We start from the raw sequence: 13,420 nt of genomic DNA, 5'->3' as shown, positions 1-13,420 counted from the left end.
CTCAGCTCTTGCCGCGGGCTAGCAGGTTCTGCAGTTCCGCAATCACGGCCTGGCTGGCTTCCTCGGGCGTACGCTGGCCCGAATAGACGGCGCCGAACTCCTGGTTGATCAGCGCCGTCATGCTGGATACGGGGATCGGCGAGGAAATGTAGCGCTCGAAGGTCTGCGCGAGTGGCAACATTTGGACATAACCCTGTTCGGCCTCCGGAAAGTCGAGGCTTTCGAGCAGGGAGTTCTGGGCCGGGTATTGGTTATAAGTCGCGAACGTTTCCGGTCCGACGAGGTAGCGGACGAATTCCCAGGCTTGCTCGGGGTGCTCGCTATTGGGATTGATGCCCAAGGCACGGCCGCCGAGGTGGGAGATGCGCTTGACGCTGCCCCGCGGGATCGGGCCGGTCTGCAGCGCCGTCTCGGACTGGGCTTCGGCCGCGCGGAAGGTTTGTGGCGGGAAGACGGTGATGGCGCAGTCGCCGCGGCCAAGCCCGCCCACGATCTCCGGGTCGCCCCAGGTGTTGACGGTGATAAGGCTTTCGGGAGCCGTGCCGTTGGCGAAGAAATTGCTGAAGTAGGTCATGGCGCCGACCAATTGCTCTTGCGTCACGACCACTTCCCACTTGCCCGGCGTGGTTTCGTCGACCAGAGTCGAGCCGTTGCTCCAAAGATAATAGTTCACCAGCGTCCACATGCCGCTGTCGGGCGCGCTGCCCGCCGGGAAGCAGAAGCCATATTGGCCATCGCCAGAGGTCAGCGCCTGCGCGGCACTCGTCAGCTCTTCCCAGGTATCGGGGAGCGTCACGCCGGCGGCTTGCAGGAGATCCGGGCGATAGGCGAGCGCGAACGTGTCCGCGGTCCAGGGCACGCCATAGACCTTGCCATCCAGCGTCGCCAGTTCGATTGCCAGGAAGTCCTCGATGCCGGCACCAGGCGGATTGGCCGCGATGGACGGGCCGAGATCGGCGATCAGGCCGGACCTGGCGAGGTCGCGCGTCCAGACGAAGGCCATCTGCTGGATGTCGGGACCGGCGCCGGCCGGCACTTCGCGCGCCAGCTGCGCCAGGGTATCGCCGCCACCCAAGGTTTCCAGCCGCACGTGGATATCGGGATGCGCAGTGTTCCAAGCGTCGACCGCCGCAACCAGCCCGTCGATTTCAGTGGGCGGATCGAATTGGCGGAACACCAGTTCAACGCTGTCCTGCGCCTGTGCGGCCATGAGGCCGGCAAGGCTAGTCGATAGCAAAACGGCCGACCGCCAGAAAACAGTTTTCGACATTGAGTTCCCTCCCAGGACGCTATGACATCGATGCCGACCCGGCCTTTTCTGCCGGCGGCGTTATGCGCGATATGATTGAGCTCGGCATTCTTACCGCTCGCTTTGGTGTCATTGGCAAGCGTCCAGCAGGAAAAATGCCCGCGCTATATCGTGATTGGCGCACTGGTGCTGCTTGAGGTCAAATGCAAAGCTCTCATATGCTATGTGAAATCTGCATATCGGGAGATCAGCGATGCGAGAGTTGCGCCAGTTTGTCGAGGTCGCGAGCAGACATTCCATTTCGGCCGCTGCAAAGCACCTCAATATTTCCCAACCCGCCTTATCGCGCGCCATTCAAAAACTTGAGCAGAGTTATGGGGCGCCGCTCTTTGTCAGAAACGGAGCCGGCATGGAGCTGAGCCCCTATGGCTCGGCGCTCTATAGCCGGGCCGTGCAGATCATTCCGGCGCTGGACGAAGTGCGCGAAGAGATCGAACAGCTTCAGGGACGGGCCAAGGCGGCTATCCGCATCGCCGCCGGCGATTACTGGGGACACATCGTGCTCCCCGACGTCACGAGACGATTCTGCGAGGCACGTCGCAATGTTCTCGTCCACCTCGACATCGCCGACGAAGGCAAACGACTCGAGGGCTTGCGCAACGGGGTCTATGATATCGTCTTCGGCACGATGTCGTCGCGCTATGGCCTCGTGATGGACGTTCAATTCGAGCCAATGTCCCGGCAAAGCACTTACGTCTATTGCGACAAGACCCATCCGCTCGCCGGTCGCAAGGCATCCAACGAAGAGTTCATGGCGCTACGCTGGATCAATCCCGGCTATGACGACGATTCTGGTTCCGGCAGGCTTGCCCGGCAGGCGCGCGACTTCGCCATTCGTGCCGATACCACGATGAATGCCCTCCTGCTCCTGCGCGGCTCCGGGCTGGTCCTGTCGGCATCGAGCGGTTTCATGCAGCTCTTCGCCGCGTTCGGCATCACCAGGATCGACATCGAAGACCCGGGCGAAGCAACCGATTCCGGCGCAATCCACGCCCGCAATGCCCTCAACCGCCCCAATGTGCGCGACTATCTGAACCTTGCGCGAGACCACGCAAGCGCTTTGGCGGACGAGAGGAAAGTCTAAGCTGCGGACGGATACAGTCCCGGCTCTTACCCCCAAGGTCGCTCCTGTCTAGAGGGGCTTGGGGTAAGCGATGTTGGCTTTTGAAGCCGATCACCGGGATACAAGGCATGAGTTTTGAAGGAAACTGGCGGACATAGATGTAGTAACATCGAACTCCGTATTTGAGACATTAGAAGAGTGGACCAAACAGCTCAAGTTCGCAAATGTCCAAGTAGAACAGCCTATTAGCCAACGTGTCGGCCCCACGCGCCGGGGGCCGACACCATGACGCGGGATACCTCTTCCTCCGACCTTCGACAGGCTTTTGCCCATTCTTCAGAGAAGCTAGCGGGCACAACCGTGAGCCAGGGCATGCCCGGTTTGGAGGTGAGGCGATGCCGCTTGGACAGTTCGTGGGCCGCCATGGCTTTGAGACCAAACAGGATGTCGGCGAGCGGCACTTGCCCGGTTTCGATTTTGGCGTCGCACACCGAGCGGTATTCCAGAACCAGGCAATGCGGTTTGATCGCGCGCCAGAATTCTTCGTAGTTCATCGGCGCCAGCCACGCATCGACATCGTCTCGATAACGAAATTTTTCCATGCGGGAATTGTCGCAAATTGAGAAGGTCAAATGCAAATCGGCGCGAAAAACTCTGAAGGATCAGCACCATGAGCCTGACCGACGATATTCGCGATACGTTTCGAAAAGCGGCGCTTCAAAATGAGGCTGCTAAAGGGCTCAACAGTGATGATTGGGCTCAATACCGTCAAATTCTCTCCGACCATGAACGGCACAAACGTGACGAGCTGCAGTCGCATCACGGCAACTACCAGACCCGTCTGGAAGCTGTGCGCAGCTACCTTATCGATCAGGCGGCGAGCAAGGGCCGGCCTCTGTTGCCGCGGATGTTGGGGCGCGATGGTTTCAACCGGGCGGAGATCGACCGGCAGGCGCACCGGGCTGTGCAGGACGATCATTCGCAAAAACTCGCTCAAATCGACGCTGGCAAAGACGCAAAACTCAAGGCCCTGACGGATGGGGCGCAACAGCGCCAAGTCCTCAAAAACCAACTCAAAGAGGACTTTGCAGGGGCCACCGACCGCAGATCGATTGCTGAGCGCCGAACAGGCCCCAAGCGTCTGCACTGAAGTTACGAAAAGTAGAACGCAAGAATCTTGCGCAACTTCTACTTGCACAATGTAGGAATTATATCCTATTGTTCACTATATGTTCTATCATAGCAGAAAGGAGACTGAGCATGAACCAGTATTATGATCCGAAAGAAAATGAACGGGTCGCCATAGCCCGAGAAAGCTTTTCAGGCCGTTTGCTTACCGACCGCCAATTTGATGAGGCCATGGTGATTACCGGCATCATCGAGAGCGAAATCCGCCAGTCGGGGTCGTTCAAAGAAAAGCTGGGCGACTATGCATTCGCTTTTTCCCGCACAGAAAAGTTTGATGCCACCAAGTCCGAAACGATCATCCGGGACCTGTTCAAAGAGCGAACTGGCCAGAGCATGAATCAGATGCGCGAGGATTTGGTAAAGCGCGACGAGGCCGTAACGGACAACGATCGCACTTTGGCCTATCGGGAGGCGACTGCCATTGGCGACTTGATGGAAGACGGCATCACGATGCCTTTCAACCGCGCCTATGCCCATCAGGCGCACCAGATTGCCGAGCAGATCGGTGTGACTGACGCTTGTGCCAAGCGTCTGATGCGGGAGGAGTTCGCCGAGGTCGAAGGCTCCGAGCTTCTGGCCTGGGGCAAGGATTTGGACGAAACGATCTACCGTCCCAAGATCGAGGCCGAGAAAGCCGAGCGTGAGTCGTCACGAGAGCAGGAAAAGCCTTCGCGCGGTGCCGGCCGGGGAACTGTTCGTTCTCGATCCGGCCCCCAGTAGGTGGGCCCTGTCCATGAAAGACGCGTTCGACGACATCGCTGGACCGACCGGGGCGGACGTTTCCGCCCCGGCGCTGCCCGCCGCGCGCCCGGTCGTGACGCTCGATGTGGCGCTTTATGAGCGCTATCTCACGGAGAGCGACATGACCGACGAGCAGAAACGGGAATTTCTCGAAATGCTCTGGACGATCATCGTCGGCTTCGTTGATCTGGGCTTCGGCGTCGATCCTGTGCAACAGGCGATTGAGGCCGAGGGCTGTGGGCAGAATGTCGAAAACAGCGGATCCCACAATGCCGGGTTGGTATCATCAGAACGCCAACTAACACCACCGGATACAACCCCAAACCAGCAGGCCGATAATGTGGCGGCAGTGCGGAAAGGAAGGAGGACATGAACCAGTTTTACAAGCGTGACCGCGACGAAAACGCCGAGCCGCTGAAGGCCATAATCTATTGCCGCGTATCAAGTATCGCTCAAACGAAAAAAGGCGATGGGCTAGCGTCGCAAGAGTCACGCTGCCGGGAATATGCGGCCTATAAAGGGTACATAGTGGTGAAGGTCGTCTACGACCGCGCCGTCTCCGGTGGACTGTTCGACCGTCCCGGTATCAAGGAGGTAATCCAGTTCCTCAAGCGCGAAAAGCACGCCGAGCAATATGTCGTGGTGTTCGACGATATCATACTGCTCCAGCGTGATCAGGCCGTCGTGGTGGCCCTTGCGCAAGGTTACACCCCAATCAGCGACTTCGATGTATCCAGCGTAATGCTGACGCGTCAGCAATCGCATGACGTCTTCGTAACGAATTTCGGCGCGCTTCTTACTGATCATGAATTCCGGCCGGGCCTCGAGATAGCGTTTCACCTCGCCCTGGGTTTGCAGGCGCCCCGATGCAAAGCCTTCGAGAGCCTCCTGAATGATTGACGCTATTGGCTCATCTCGGACCAGCAGGTTGCCATGTCCCGCTACCTTGCTGAACACGTATCCCGGTGGGGCATGAAACGGCCAGTAACCGTTCATGGCGCGGGAGCGCATTCGGTTTTTGGTCTGCTCGGCATTCTTGAGCCGATAGTGCTCGGCATTGAGGGCTTGCATCCCCTCAAAATACAGCCCGTCCGAGTCCTGCCGGAACTCCATGGTCGGGCAATCCATCTGGGCACCCGTCGCAAAGATGGCATCGCGCAAATCCATGTGGATGCGGACGTTACGGGCCAGGCGGCTGAGCGCATCCAGACCCGGATGAATGAGGATGCTCGTGCGCCAGCCCGCAAGGACATCAACGAAGACTTCGTCTTGCGAGGTGCTGTCGTCTGTGCCGACTGCGAGGGTTCTCTCACGGCATGCTGGTCAAAAAGCAAAACCGGCAAAAAGCATCCGTATTATCTCTGCTTCACCAAAGGCTGCCAAAGCTACCGCAAATCCATTCCGCGTGAGCGGATCGAGGGTGACTTCGAAGCCCTGCTGCAGCAGATGACCCCGACGCAAGAAGTATTCGAGATTGTGCGCGCCATGTTCAAGCAAGCGTGGGACACGCGGCTGGATCAGGCCACTCAGGCGGCCGTCACGCTCAAGGCTGATATCGTCCGCCTCGACAAGCAAATCGACCATCTGATGGATCGGATCGTGGAAGCCACGAGCGGATCCATGATTACTGCCTACGAACGCCGTGTCGCCTAGCTTGAAAAAGAAAAGTTGCTGGCCTCTAAGAAGCTCTCAAGAAAGCCCGGTCCCAAGCGCCCCTTCGAGGAAATGTTCGAACTCGCCTGCGACTTCCTCTCAAGCCCTTGGAATATCTGGCATTATGAATCGCTAGCAGCTCGCAGAATGGTCCTCAAACTCTTGTTTGCGGAACGTCCGGCCTACGGCCGGAATTCGGGATTTCGAACCCCAAAAACTACCTTACCATTCAAACTGTTAGGAGACCTTCACATGGGAAAGTGTGAAATGGCGGAGAAGAAGGGATTCGAACCCTCGAGACAGTTTTTGACCATCTGCGCCCTTAGCAGGGGCGTGCCTTCGACCACTCGGCCACCTCTCCAAGACGGGCTGGTACATGAAAATTGCAGTGGGAGGCAAGGCATTTCTGCCCAGGTGAGGAAGAAACTTGGGAGTGATGGTGCCGTAACGAAAAGGCCGCGCCCAAGGGCGCGGCGATTGGTCAGCGGGCGCGCTGGTTGAAGAGGATTTTGGCGGCGTCCTTGTTGTCGACAGCGCTGGTACCGGGCGCTTCCTTGCCGATGCCGAGGCCCTTGGCAACAGCCGGGCGGGCATTGAGCCGGTCGAACCAGGCATAAAATTGCGGGAACTCGTCGCGAGTGATGCCGTAACGCTCGGCGCTCTGGGCCCAGCCGATGGCAGCAATGTCGGCAATGGAATAATCGCCGGCAATATAGTCGCGACCCACCAGGCGCTTCTCCAGCACGCCGAACAGGCGGTGGGTTTCATCGCTGTAGCGTTTCATGGCGTAAGGGATTTTTTCGGGAGCGTAGACGTTGAAGTGGTTGTTCTGGCCCAGCATCGGGCCGAAGCCGCCGACCTGCCAGAACAGCCATTCATCGACCTCGACCTGGGCGCGCATGTCGATGGGGTAGAACTGGCCAAACTTCAGGCCGAGATATTTGAGGATGGCGCCGGACTCGAACACGGAAATGGGCTGGCCGCCGGGACCTTCGGGATCAACGATGGCGGGGATCTTGTTGTTGGGCGAGATGGCCAGGAACTCTGGCGTGAACTGTTCGCCCTTGCCGATATCGATACGATGGTAAGTGTATGGAATGGCAAGCTCTTCGAGCATGATGTGCAGCTTCTGCCCGTTCGGGGTCGGCAGGGAATAGGCTTCGATAGGCTTGGTCTGGGTGGTCATGGCGCGTCCAATCAGCGGGAGGAGGCGGCCACTTTATCGGTAAACGACGATGAAGGGCAAGGCTGGGCGACGGTGCCCTGCCCTCTATCGGATTAGTCGGCGCGCAACTGCAGCTGGGGGATGCCGTTGCCCGTGCGGGCCGGCGAATTGCCATGAATATCGATGGTCGCGGTGACGCGCTGGCGAAAAGCCGAGAACATGAAGGTGGGCGTGACGTTGACCGGATCATCGAATTTTACCGTGATCTGGTAGTGCTGCATATCGCTCATCACGCTAACGGCGATCAGCAATCCCCTGAAAGGTCGAGATAAATACTTGCCGGTTACGCGCATGCCAAGCTGGAAAGGCACGGCCACGCGTTCGGGCAGGCTGGCACGAGCGGTGTTCCAATCGCGAAAACCATGAGCGCGGGCGACGGCTTCCAGCGCAGCGCCCTGGGACAGGGTTTCGCCGGCCTTGGCGCGGTCATCGCGCAAAGCCCTGGCTTCGGATTTGAGGGTCTGGGCACTTGGGGTATCGAGAGAAAACGACATGACAAAGGTCCTTCACAATGCGTGAGGCGTCTCTTCATGGGGCTCGCCTTGCCATGCAGCGCCTCGCAAAGGGAACCAGCATGCTGGATGTCTTGCTCAACGAACTGGCTTCACCATCGGGATATCCCGGCGAGCGGCAGGTGCCAAAAACCTGCTTCGTAATTGCGCCGGCGAGAGGGATTTGTCAATTGTGCAAACCGGGGCGGTATCAAGATGGGTGATGGGGAAATCAGGGAAATGCGTTGGGCGGGGTGGTGCGGTGAGGGTATGGAGGGGCGGTGGTCGACCCGAGATAATCCCCACCCAGCCTTCCCCTGGGAGGGGGAGGAGCAGGAGGCCGACGGGTCACGATGGAGAGGCGGGCGCCTCAGGAGAGCTGATGACGGAGTTGCTGCTGCTGATCGCGGGCTTGCTGGGTGGAGCGGTCAATTCGCTGGCGGGCGGAGGATCGTTCATCGTGTTTCCGGCGCTGCTGGCTGTCGGAGTCACGCCGGTGATCGCCAATGCGTCCAACACCTATGCGGCGCTGCCCGGTTATGTGAGCGGCGCAGCGGGTTACTGGTCGGGCATCGTGGCGCACAAGCACCGGCTGGTGGTGTATTCCATCGTGGCGCTGATCTTTGGCTATGTGGGCGCCGAACTGCTGCTGGTGGTGTCCAACGCGCAGTTTTCGCTGGTGGTGCCATGGCTGATGCTGTTCGCCGTGGTGCTGTTCATCTTCGGCAACCGGATCAACGCCTATGCCGCCCGGCGCGGCGGCGGACGGCGGGGCATGAAGCTGCTCGGCACGCTGCTGCTGATGGTGTTCCTGGCGCTGGTTTGCGTCTACGGAGGGTTCTTCAATGCGGGGCTGGGCTTCCTGACGCTGGCGTTTTTGGCGACGGCGGGCATCAGCGACATCCATGCCATGAACGGGCTAAAGATGTGGATTGCCGCGGTTGTGGCGGTGGTTGCGGTGGGGCGGTTCGCGCTGAGTGGGTCGATCGACTGGTATCACGGCTCGATCGCCATGGTGGGGGTGACAGTGGGGGCGTATGTGGCAGCGCGGAATGCGCACCGGTTTCCCAGGCAGGCGATCCGGGCGGGGGTGATCGTTTACGGGATCGGGATGACGGCGTGGTTTTTCTGGAAGGCTTATTTCGTGTGAGCTTTCCTTCTCCCTGGAGAAAGAAGGTGTGCGTGGAATGGATGGGGGTTCTGCGCTCAGGGGCATTGAGCCATGGGCGTGCGCGGCACCCCTCACCCTGCTTACTCCGCTGAACGCGTCGCAAGCTGTCCCTCTCCCTCAAGGGGCGAGGGTGACGACTGATAGTCCTCCCCCGGACACAAACTCATCGGCCTTTTTTAGCCAGACTGCAGCATCGTGGAACGCCGCGCCGCCGAAGGGGGGCGCGGGAGCGGCGCTCGTCAGCGTGTTGATGCCCTGGCCGCGGCGGTGGGCCTTGTTGGGATGGAGGCCTTCGGCGACGAGGACGCCGAGGGACATGCCGGTGGAGATGCGGGCGGTCAGGTCGACGGAGCCGCGGCGGTTGCCGAGGGTCACGTAGTCGCCATCGGCGATGGCGTGGGCGGCGGCGTCGTCGGGGTGGATGAAGACGGAGGGTGGGCCTTCGCGGCGCTGGCTGCCGGGGGTTTCGTTGAAGGTGGAATTGAGGAAGCCGCGGGCCGGGCTGGTGGCGAGGCGAAAGGGATGCTCGGTTGTGGCGTTCTCGATGATGTCCCAATGGTCGGCAAAGCGGGGCATGTCGGCAGGGTCGCAGGTCCAGAGATAGCCCTTGCGGTCGGCAACGCCCTGCCAGTCGGGCGCGAAGCGAAAGCGCTTGTCGGGCCAGGCGAAGCCATCGGCGTAGCGCGCCATGGCATCGGGGCGCTCGCGGTCGACGAAGCCGGTTTTTTCGATGTCGTCGAGTTCGCCATAGTTCGAGCGGCGGAAGGTGTCGGCGACGACGTCGCGGTCGCAGGTGCGGAAGATGGGGTCATCAAGGCCAAGGCGCAGCGCCAGGGCGTTGATGACTTCGTGGTTGGACCAAGTCTGGCCGGGGCGCTCGATGACTTTGGGGCCATAGAGCACGCGGGTGTGGCCGCCCCGGGTGTAATAGTCGTTGTGTTCGAGGAACATGGTGGCGGGCAGCACGATATCGGCCATTTCGGCCGTTTCGGTCATGAACTGCTCATGGACGACGAGGAACAGGTCCTCGCGGGCCAAACCCTGGCGGGTCAGATTCTGGTTCGGCGCGACGCTGGCGGGATTGGTGTTCTGTACGATCATGGCCTTGACCGGGCCGCCACCCTTGAGCGCCTTGGCGTCGCCAGTCAGGATGGGACCGATCTCGGACATGTCGAGCTGGCGCGGATCGCCCTTTTGCAGATGGGTGCCGGTGAGGCGGGATTTGTCGAGGGCCCAGGTGCCCGAATTGGAGTGGAAGGCGCCACCGCCGCGATGCTGCCAGGCGCCGGTCATGGCCGGGATGCAGAGGGCCGCATGCATGGCGGTCGCACCGTTGCGCTGGCGGGTGAAGCCATAGCCCAAGCGGAAATAGGAGCGTGGCGTGGTACCAACGAGGTGGGCGAAGGTTTCGATCTCGGCGATGGTCAGGCCGGTGATGCCGGCGGCCCATTGGGGCGTGCGGGTGGCCAGATGGGCGGCGAAGTCCGGGCTGAAATCGGTGTAGTTTGCCATATAGGCGCAGTCGGCCAGATTGTCGCGCAGCAGCACGTGCATGACGGCGACGGCCAAGGCGCCATCGGTGCCGGGACGAACGATGAGGCCGAGATCGGCCTGGTCCATGGTGGCGGTGCGGTAGATGTCGACGACGACGATCTTGGCGCCACGTTCTTTCCTGGCCCGCATGGCGTGGGTCATGACGTTGACCTGGGTGTGCACGGCATTGGTGCCCCAGATGACGACGCAATCGCTTTCGGCCATCTGTTCGGGGTTGACGCCGCCCAGCATGCCGGTGCCGGCGATATAGCCGGGCCAGGCGGTGCCGGTGCAGATGGTGTCGTACTGGTTGGAATAGCCCCTGGCGGCGCGCAGGCGATCAATGCCGTCGCGGTGCACATGGCCCATGGTGCCGGCATAATAATAGGGCCATATGGCCTCGGCGCCGTGGTCGGCTTCGATGGCGAGGAAGCGGGCGGCGATTTCGTCGAGGGCTTCGTCCCAATCGATGGGGGCCCACTGCCCTGCCCCCTTGGCACCGACGCGGCGAAGCGGGTGGGTCAGGCGATCTGGATGGTGGATGCGCTCGGCATAGCGGGCGACTTTTTCGCAGATGACGCCAGCGGTGTAGGGATCGTCCTTGGCACCGCGGACGCGACCGATGGTGCGCGCGTCGATGATCTCGACGTCCAGCGCGCAGGCGGACGGACAATCATGCGGGCAGACCGAACGGGCGATGCGGGCGACGATGGGCTTGTTCATGGACCGCGAGGGTATCCGAGCGGGCGGTGAGGCTCAATGTGATTGTGGTGATGGATGGGATGAATGGTGGTGATGGGGGTGGTTATATTGGGAAAGATCGGAGCTAAGCGCCACCCCCACCCAACCTCCCCTTGACAGGGGAGGAGCCGACCGGTGGCGGTGGCAGAATGGTGCTAAAGCCATAGGTGATAGCGGGCCTGCGGGGGAGATTCGGCAGCCCTGTCGGACTACAGCGCGAAGGCCTTGGTGGCGGTTTCGGCGTTGCGGCGGGCGCGGTTGGCGGCGTGGCGGGCGAGTTGGGCGGCGCCGGAGTGGAACTGGGAGAAGGTGACCCGCCGGCGGTCCGGTGTAGCGATAGTGATGCCGCGCCAGTTGGGACGGACCGAGTGGACGTCGGACCAGGCAATGATGGTGGCTTTGCCCAGCGCACTGCGGTGTTCGAGGGTGGTGGTGTTCCAACGCACCTTGACGAACAGACCGCCAAGCCCAACCAGGAGAGCGCCCGCGCCAACGGCGAGAGAGGCGATGAAGGTGGCGATGATGTGGGCGGGATCGACGACCTTGGTGCCGCCGATGACGATGACAGCGGACATCAGGATTACGGCAAGGGCTGCGGCGCCGTAGCAGGCGAAATATTCAACCATCGAGGGGCGCAGTTCGGCCCAGCCATCAACCTGGACGGCCTCCTCGGCCTGAACCAGGCGCAGGGCGAGAAAGGCGGCATAGCCAAATGCCACCACGCCGGCCGCGCGGCCGACCGGCAGCCCATCGAAAAAGGCTATGTGCTTGAAAACAAGAAGGACGACGATCACGACCAGTGGCACAGCCACTTCCTGCCAATGCAAGGGCACTATCTGCTCTCCGAAACTGCGGGCCGGTGACGCAAACACGGCATTTCAATGCGCTGGAATCTAACAAAGAACGCAGCACTGACCATCAACTTTTTCGGGAAGCGCAATAATGGAATGGAACACGAACTTTTTTGTCACACTCCACAGCGGTCGGGTTTGGCGCAAGCAGCGGGCAAACTGATTCCGCCCGCTGCGCCAAGTCATTGTCAGGACAAGAGTTTCAGACCCGCGATGCCAGCGATAATGAGACCGATCGAAGCCAGGCGGGCGATGGTGGCGGGATCACCGAACAGCATCATGCCCAAGATGGCCGTGCCGACGGTGCCAATGCCGGTCCAGAGCGCATAGCCGGTGCCGACGGGCAGGTCGCGCAGGGCCAAGCCGAGCAGCACGACGCTGGCAACCATGGCGGCGACAGTCAGGACAGTGGGGGTAAGCCGCGAAAATCCTTCAGTGTATTTAAGACCGATCGCCCAACCCATTTCGAGGATGCCGGCGATGACGAGATAGACCCAGGCCATTGGATTGCTCCAAGTTGCGGGTCGTCCCGGTGAAATGTGCGGTAATCCGGCCGTCCGGATACCGCGATACATAGGGGATGCGGCTGTCAAAGTGAAGGGCCGGGCAGACGGTCCGCCGGTGCATGGATGCGCTCAGGCGGGAGGTGAAATGGCAATTTCCTCGCGTTCGCAGAGCGTTGCCAAGGCGCTGCCCGGCGCGGGCAAGGGCATTTCGGCGCGGCCCCGCCGGGTCAGTTGGCTGCGCCAGAGATGGACGGCAAGGGTTTCGGGGCGGATGGCGGGATCGATGCTCGAGCCGGGCTGCATGAGCGAAGGAATGGCTTCGTAGGGGATGGGGTAGAACACGGCGCTGGGCTGGACCAAATGCGCAAGGCCCCGCCTTTGCATGTAGTGGGTCAGCGCCATCGGGCCGGTGGCGCCATATTGCATGTGTTCGGGCGCGATGGTTTCGCCAAACAAGCGCCGGACCGCGACCTCGAAGCGGCGCAAGGGCTGCAAATGCGGCTCGAACAGCGGCCGTTCGGTCGCGGTGAAAATGGCCAGCAGATCATCAAGCAGGGGCGCATCGGCGGGGATGTGCAGCACCGCGCCATTGATCGAGCCCGGGCGCTCATAGGCCATGAGGTAATCGGGCGGGCCGGTGATGGGGCGCATGCAATAGACGTCGAGATCGGCATAGACGCCGCGGGCCTGCTTGAGCAGGCTCATGCGGAAATAGTCGGAAAAGACACCAGGGGTGCCCCGGCCCTTGTAGAACACCAGCTTGTCGCGGGGGAGCACTTCGGCGGCGTCGCGCGCGACGGCGCCCGGCGGCAGCCCCGCCACCGGGTCGTAGGAATAGACCTCGACGGGGTGGCCCTGGCGGCGGAACGAGGCGATGGACAAGGCTTCGAGCCAACTCATGGGGCCGTGCCAGAAGCTGACAATGGTGGGGAGCGTCATCTTTGCCTC

The 13,420-nt window shown here is 61.1% G+C and carries 15 protein-coding genes, 1 tRNA gene and 1 pseudogene; 7 read left to right on the top strand and 10 right to left on the bottom strand.

The genetic code is table 11. From position 1 onward, the window contains the following. Position 1: 1 nt before the first annotated feature. Positions 2–1,270 (bottom strand): ABC transporter substrate-binding protein, encoded by a 1,269-nt coding sequence (locus ACFE8X_RS11815; protein WP_375451676.1) that lies wholly within the window; start codon positions 1,268–1,270, stop codon positions 2–4. A gap of 232 nt (positions 1,271–1,502) precedes the next feature. Between ACFE8X_RS11815 and ACFE8X_RS11810 the strand changes: the two genes are divergently transcribed. Next, positions 1,503–2,393, top strand: coding sequence for a LysR family transcriptional regulator (locus tag ACFE8X_RS11810; RefSeq protein WP_375451675.1), 891 nt, complete (start codon positions 1,503–1,505; stop codon positions 2,391–2,393). 224 nt (positions 2,394–2,617) lie between these two features. On the opposite strand, the gene ACFE8X_RS11805 is transcribed toward ACFE8X_RS11810, so the two are convergent. Beyond that, positions 2,618–2,974, bottom strand: coding sequence for a hypothetical protein (locus ACFE8X_RS11805; protein ID WP_375451674.1), 357 nt, complete (start codon positions 2,972–2,974; stop codon positions 2,618–2,620). 68 nt (positions 2,975–3,042) lie between these two features. Between ACFE8X_RS11805 and ACFE8X_RS11800 the strand changes: the two genes are divergently transcribed. From ACFE8X_RS11800 to ACFE8X_RS11785, 4 genes are all read left to right on the top strand, one after another. After that, entirely contained in the window at positions 3,043–3,522 is a 480-nt protein-coding gene (locus ACFE8X_RS11800; protein WP_375451673.1) for a hypothetical protein, read from the top strand. A gap of 110 nt (positions 3,523–3,632) precedes the next feature. Continuing rightward, the gene (locus tag ACFE8X_RS11795) at positions 3,633–4,280 is read left to right on the top strand and encodes a hypothetical protein (RefSeq protein WP_375451672.1); all 648 of its coding nucleotides are present in this window, start codon (positions 3,633–3,635) and stop codon (positions 4,278–4,280) included. A gap of 13 nt (positions 4,281–4,293) precedes the next feature. After that, positions 4,294–4,674, top strand: a complete 381-nt coding sequence (locus tag ACFE8X_RS11790; RefSeq protein WP_375451671.1) for a hypothetical protein — start codon at positions 4,294–4,296, stop codon at positions 4,672–4,674. Next, complete coding sequence (locus tag ACFE8X_RS11785) at positions 4,671–5,201, top strand: recombinase family protein (RefSeq protein ID WP_375451670.1); 531 nt, start codon at positions 4,671–4,673, stop codon at positions 5,199–5,201. Before ACFE8X_RS11790 ends, ACFE8X_RS11785 begins: the two co-directional genes overlap by 4 nt. 144 nt (positions 5,202–5,345) lie before the next feature. Here the strand turns inward: ACFE8X_RS11785 and ACFE8X_RS11780 are convergent. Next, positions 5,346–5,468: pseudogene (locus ACFE8X_RS11780) on the bottom strand (hypothetical protein); the annotation flags it as partial. 48 nt (positions 5,469–5,516) lie between these two features. Here ACFE8X_RS11780 and ACFE8X_RS11775 point away from each other — a divergent pair. Next, positions 5,517–5,954: a zinc ribbon domain-containing protein gene (locus ACFE8X_RS11775; protein ID WP_375451771.1), complete on the top strand. Its 438-nt coding sequence runs from the start codon at positions 5,517–5,519 to the stop codon at positions 5,952–5,954. 268 nt (positions 5,955–6,222) lie between these two features. On the opposite strand, the gene ACFE8X_RS11770 is transcribed toward ACFE8X_RS11775, so the two are convergent. The 3 genes from ACFE8X_RS11770 to ACFE8X_RS11760 all read right to left on the bottom strand — a co-directional run bounded on the left by ACFE8X_RS11770 (position 6,223) and on the right by ACFE8X_RS11760 (position 7,673). Next, positions 6,223–6,315: transfer RNA gene (locus ACFE8X_RS11770), tRNA-Ser, on the bottom strand. 120 nt (positions 6,316–6,435) lie between these two features. Further along, the gene (locus tag ACFE8X_RS11765) at positions 6,436–7,140 is read right to left on the bottom strand and encodes a glutathione S-transferase family protein (RefSeq protein ID WP_375451669.1); all 705 of its coding nucleotides are present in this window, start codon (positions 7,138–7,140) and stop codon (positions 6,436–6,438) included. Between the two features lie 92 nt (positions 7,141–7,232). Beyond that, positions 7,233–7,673: a glyoxalase superfamily protein gene (locus ACFE8X_RS11760; protein ID WP_375451668.1), complete on the bottom strand. Its 441-nt coding sequence runs from the start codon at positions 7,671–7,673 to the stop codon at positions 7,233–7,235. A 379-nt stretch (positions 7,674–8,052) separates the two neighbouring features. Between ACFE8X_RS11760 and ACFE8X_RS11755 the strand changes: the two genes are divergently transcribed. After that, on the top strand, positions 8,053–8,820 hold the full coding sequence (locus ACFE8X_RS11755) for a sulfite exporter TauE/SafE family protein (RefSeq protein WP_375451667.1): 768 nt from the start codon (positions 8,053–8,055) through the stop codon (positions 8,818–8,820). Positions 8,821–8,958: 138 nt separating this feature from the next. Here the strand turns inward: ACFE8X_RS11755 and ACFE8X_RS11750 are convergent, their stop codons facing one another. The 4 genes from ACFE8X_RS11750 to ACFE8X_RS11735 all read right to left on the bottom strand — a co-directional run bounded on the left by ACFE8X_RS11750 (position 8,959) and on the right by ACFE8X_RS11735 (position 13,411). Continuing rightward, positions 8,959–11,097, bottom strand: coding sequence for a molybdopterin-dependent oxidoreductase (locus tag ACFE8X_RS11750; protein WP_375451666.1), 2,139 nt, complete (start codon positions 11,095–11,097; stop codon positions 8,959–8,961). A gap of 227 nt (positions 11,098–11,324) precedes the next feature. Next, the gene (locus tag ACFE8X_RS11745) at positions 11,325–11,921 is read right to left on the bottom strand and encodes a hypothetical protein (RefSeq protein WP_375451665.1); all 597 of its coding nucleotides are present in this window, start codon (positions 11,919–11,921) and stop codon (positions 11,325–11,327) included. A 233-nt stretch (positions 11,922–12,154) separates the two neighbouring features. Beyond that, complete coding sequence (sugE, locus tag ACFE8X_RS11740; RefSeq protein ID WP_375451664.1) at positions 12,155–12,469, bottom strand: quaternary ammonium compound efflux SMR transporter SugE; 315 nt, start codon at positions 12,467–12,469, stop codon at positions 12,155–12,157. 132 nt (positions 12,470–12,601) lie between these two features. Beyond that, on the bottom strand, positions 12,602–13,411 hold the full coding sequence (locus ACFE8X_RS11735; RefSeq protein WP_375451663.1) for a hypothetical protein: 810 nt from the start codon (positions 13,409–13,411) through the stop codon (positions 12,602–12,604). Between the last annotated feature and the right edge of the window lie 9 nt (positions 13,412–13,420).

The sequence above is a fragment of the uncultured Devosia sp. genome, from assembly GCF_964244875.1.
Classification (GTDB): Bacteria; Pseudomonadota; Alphaproteobacteria; order Rhizobiales; family Devosiaceae; genus Devosia.
Note: the sequence above shows the minus strand (reverse complement) of the source record. Positions and strands in the feature narration are given on the sequence as shown.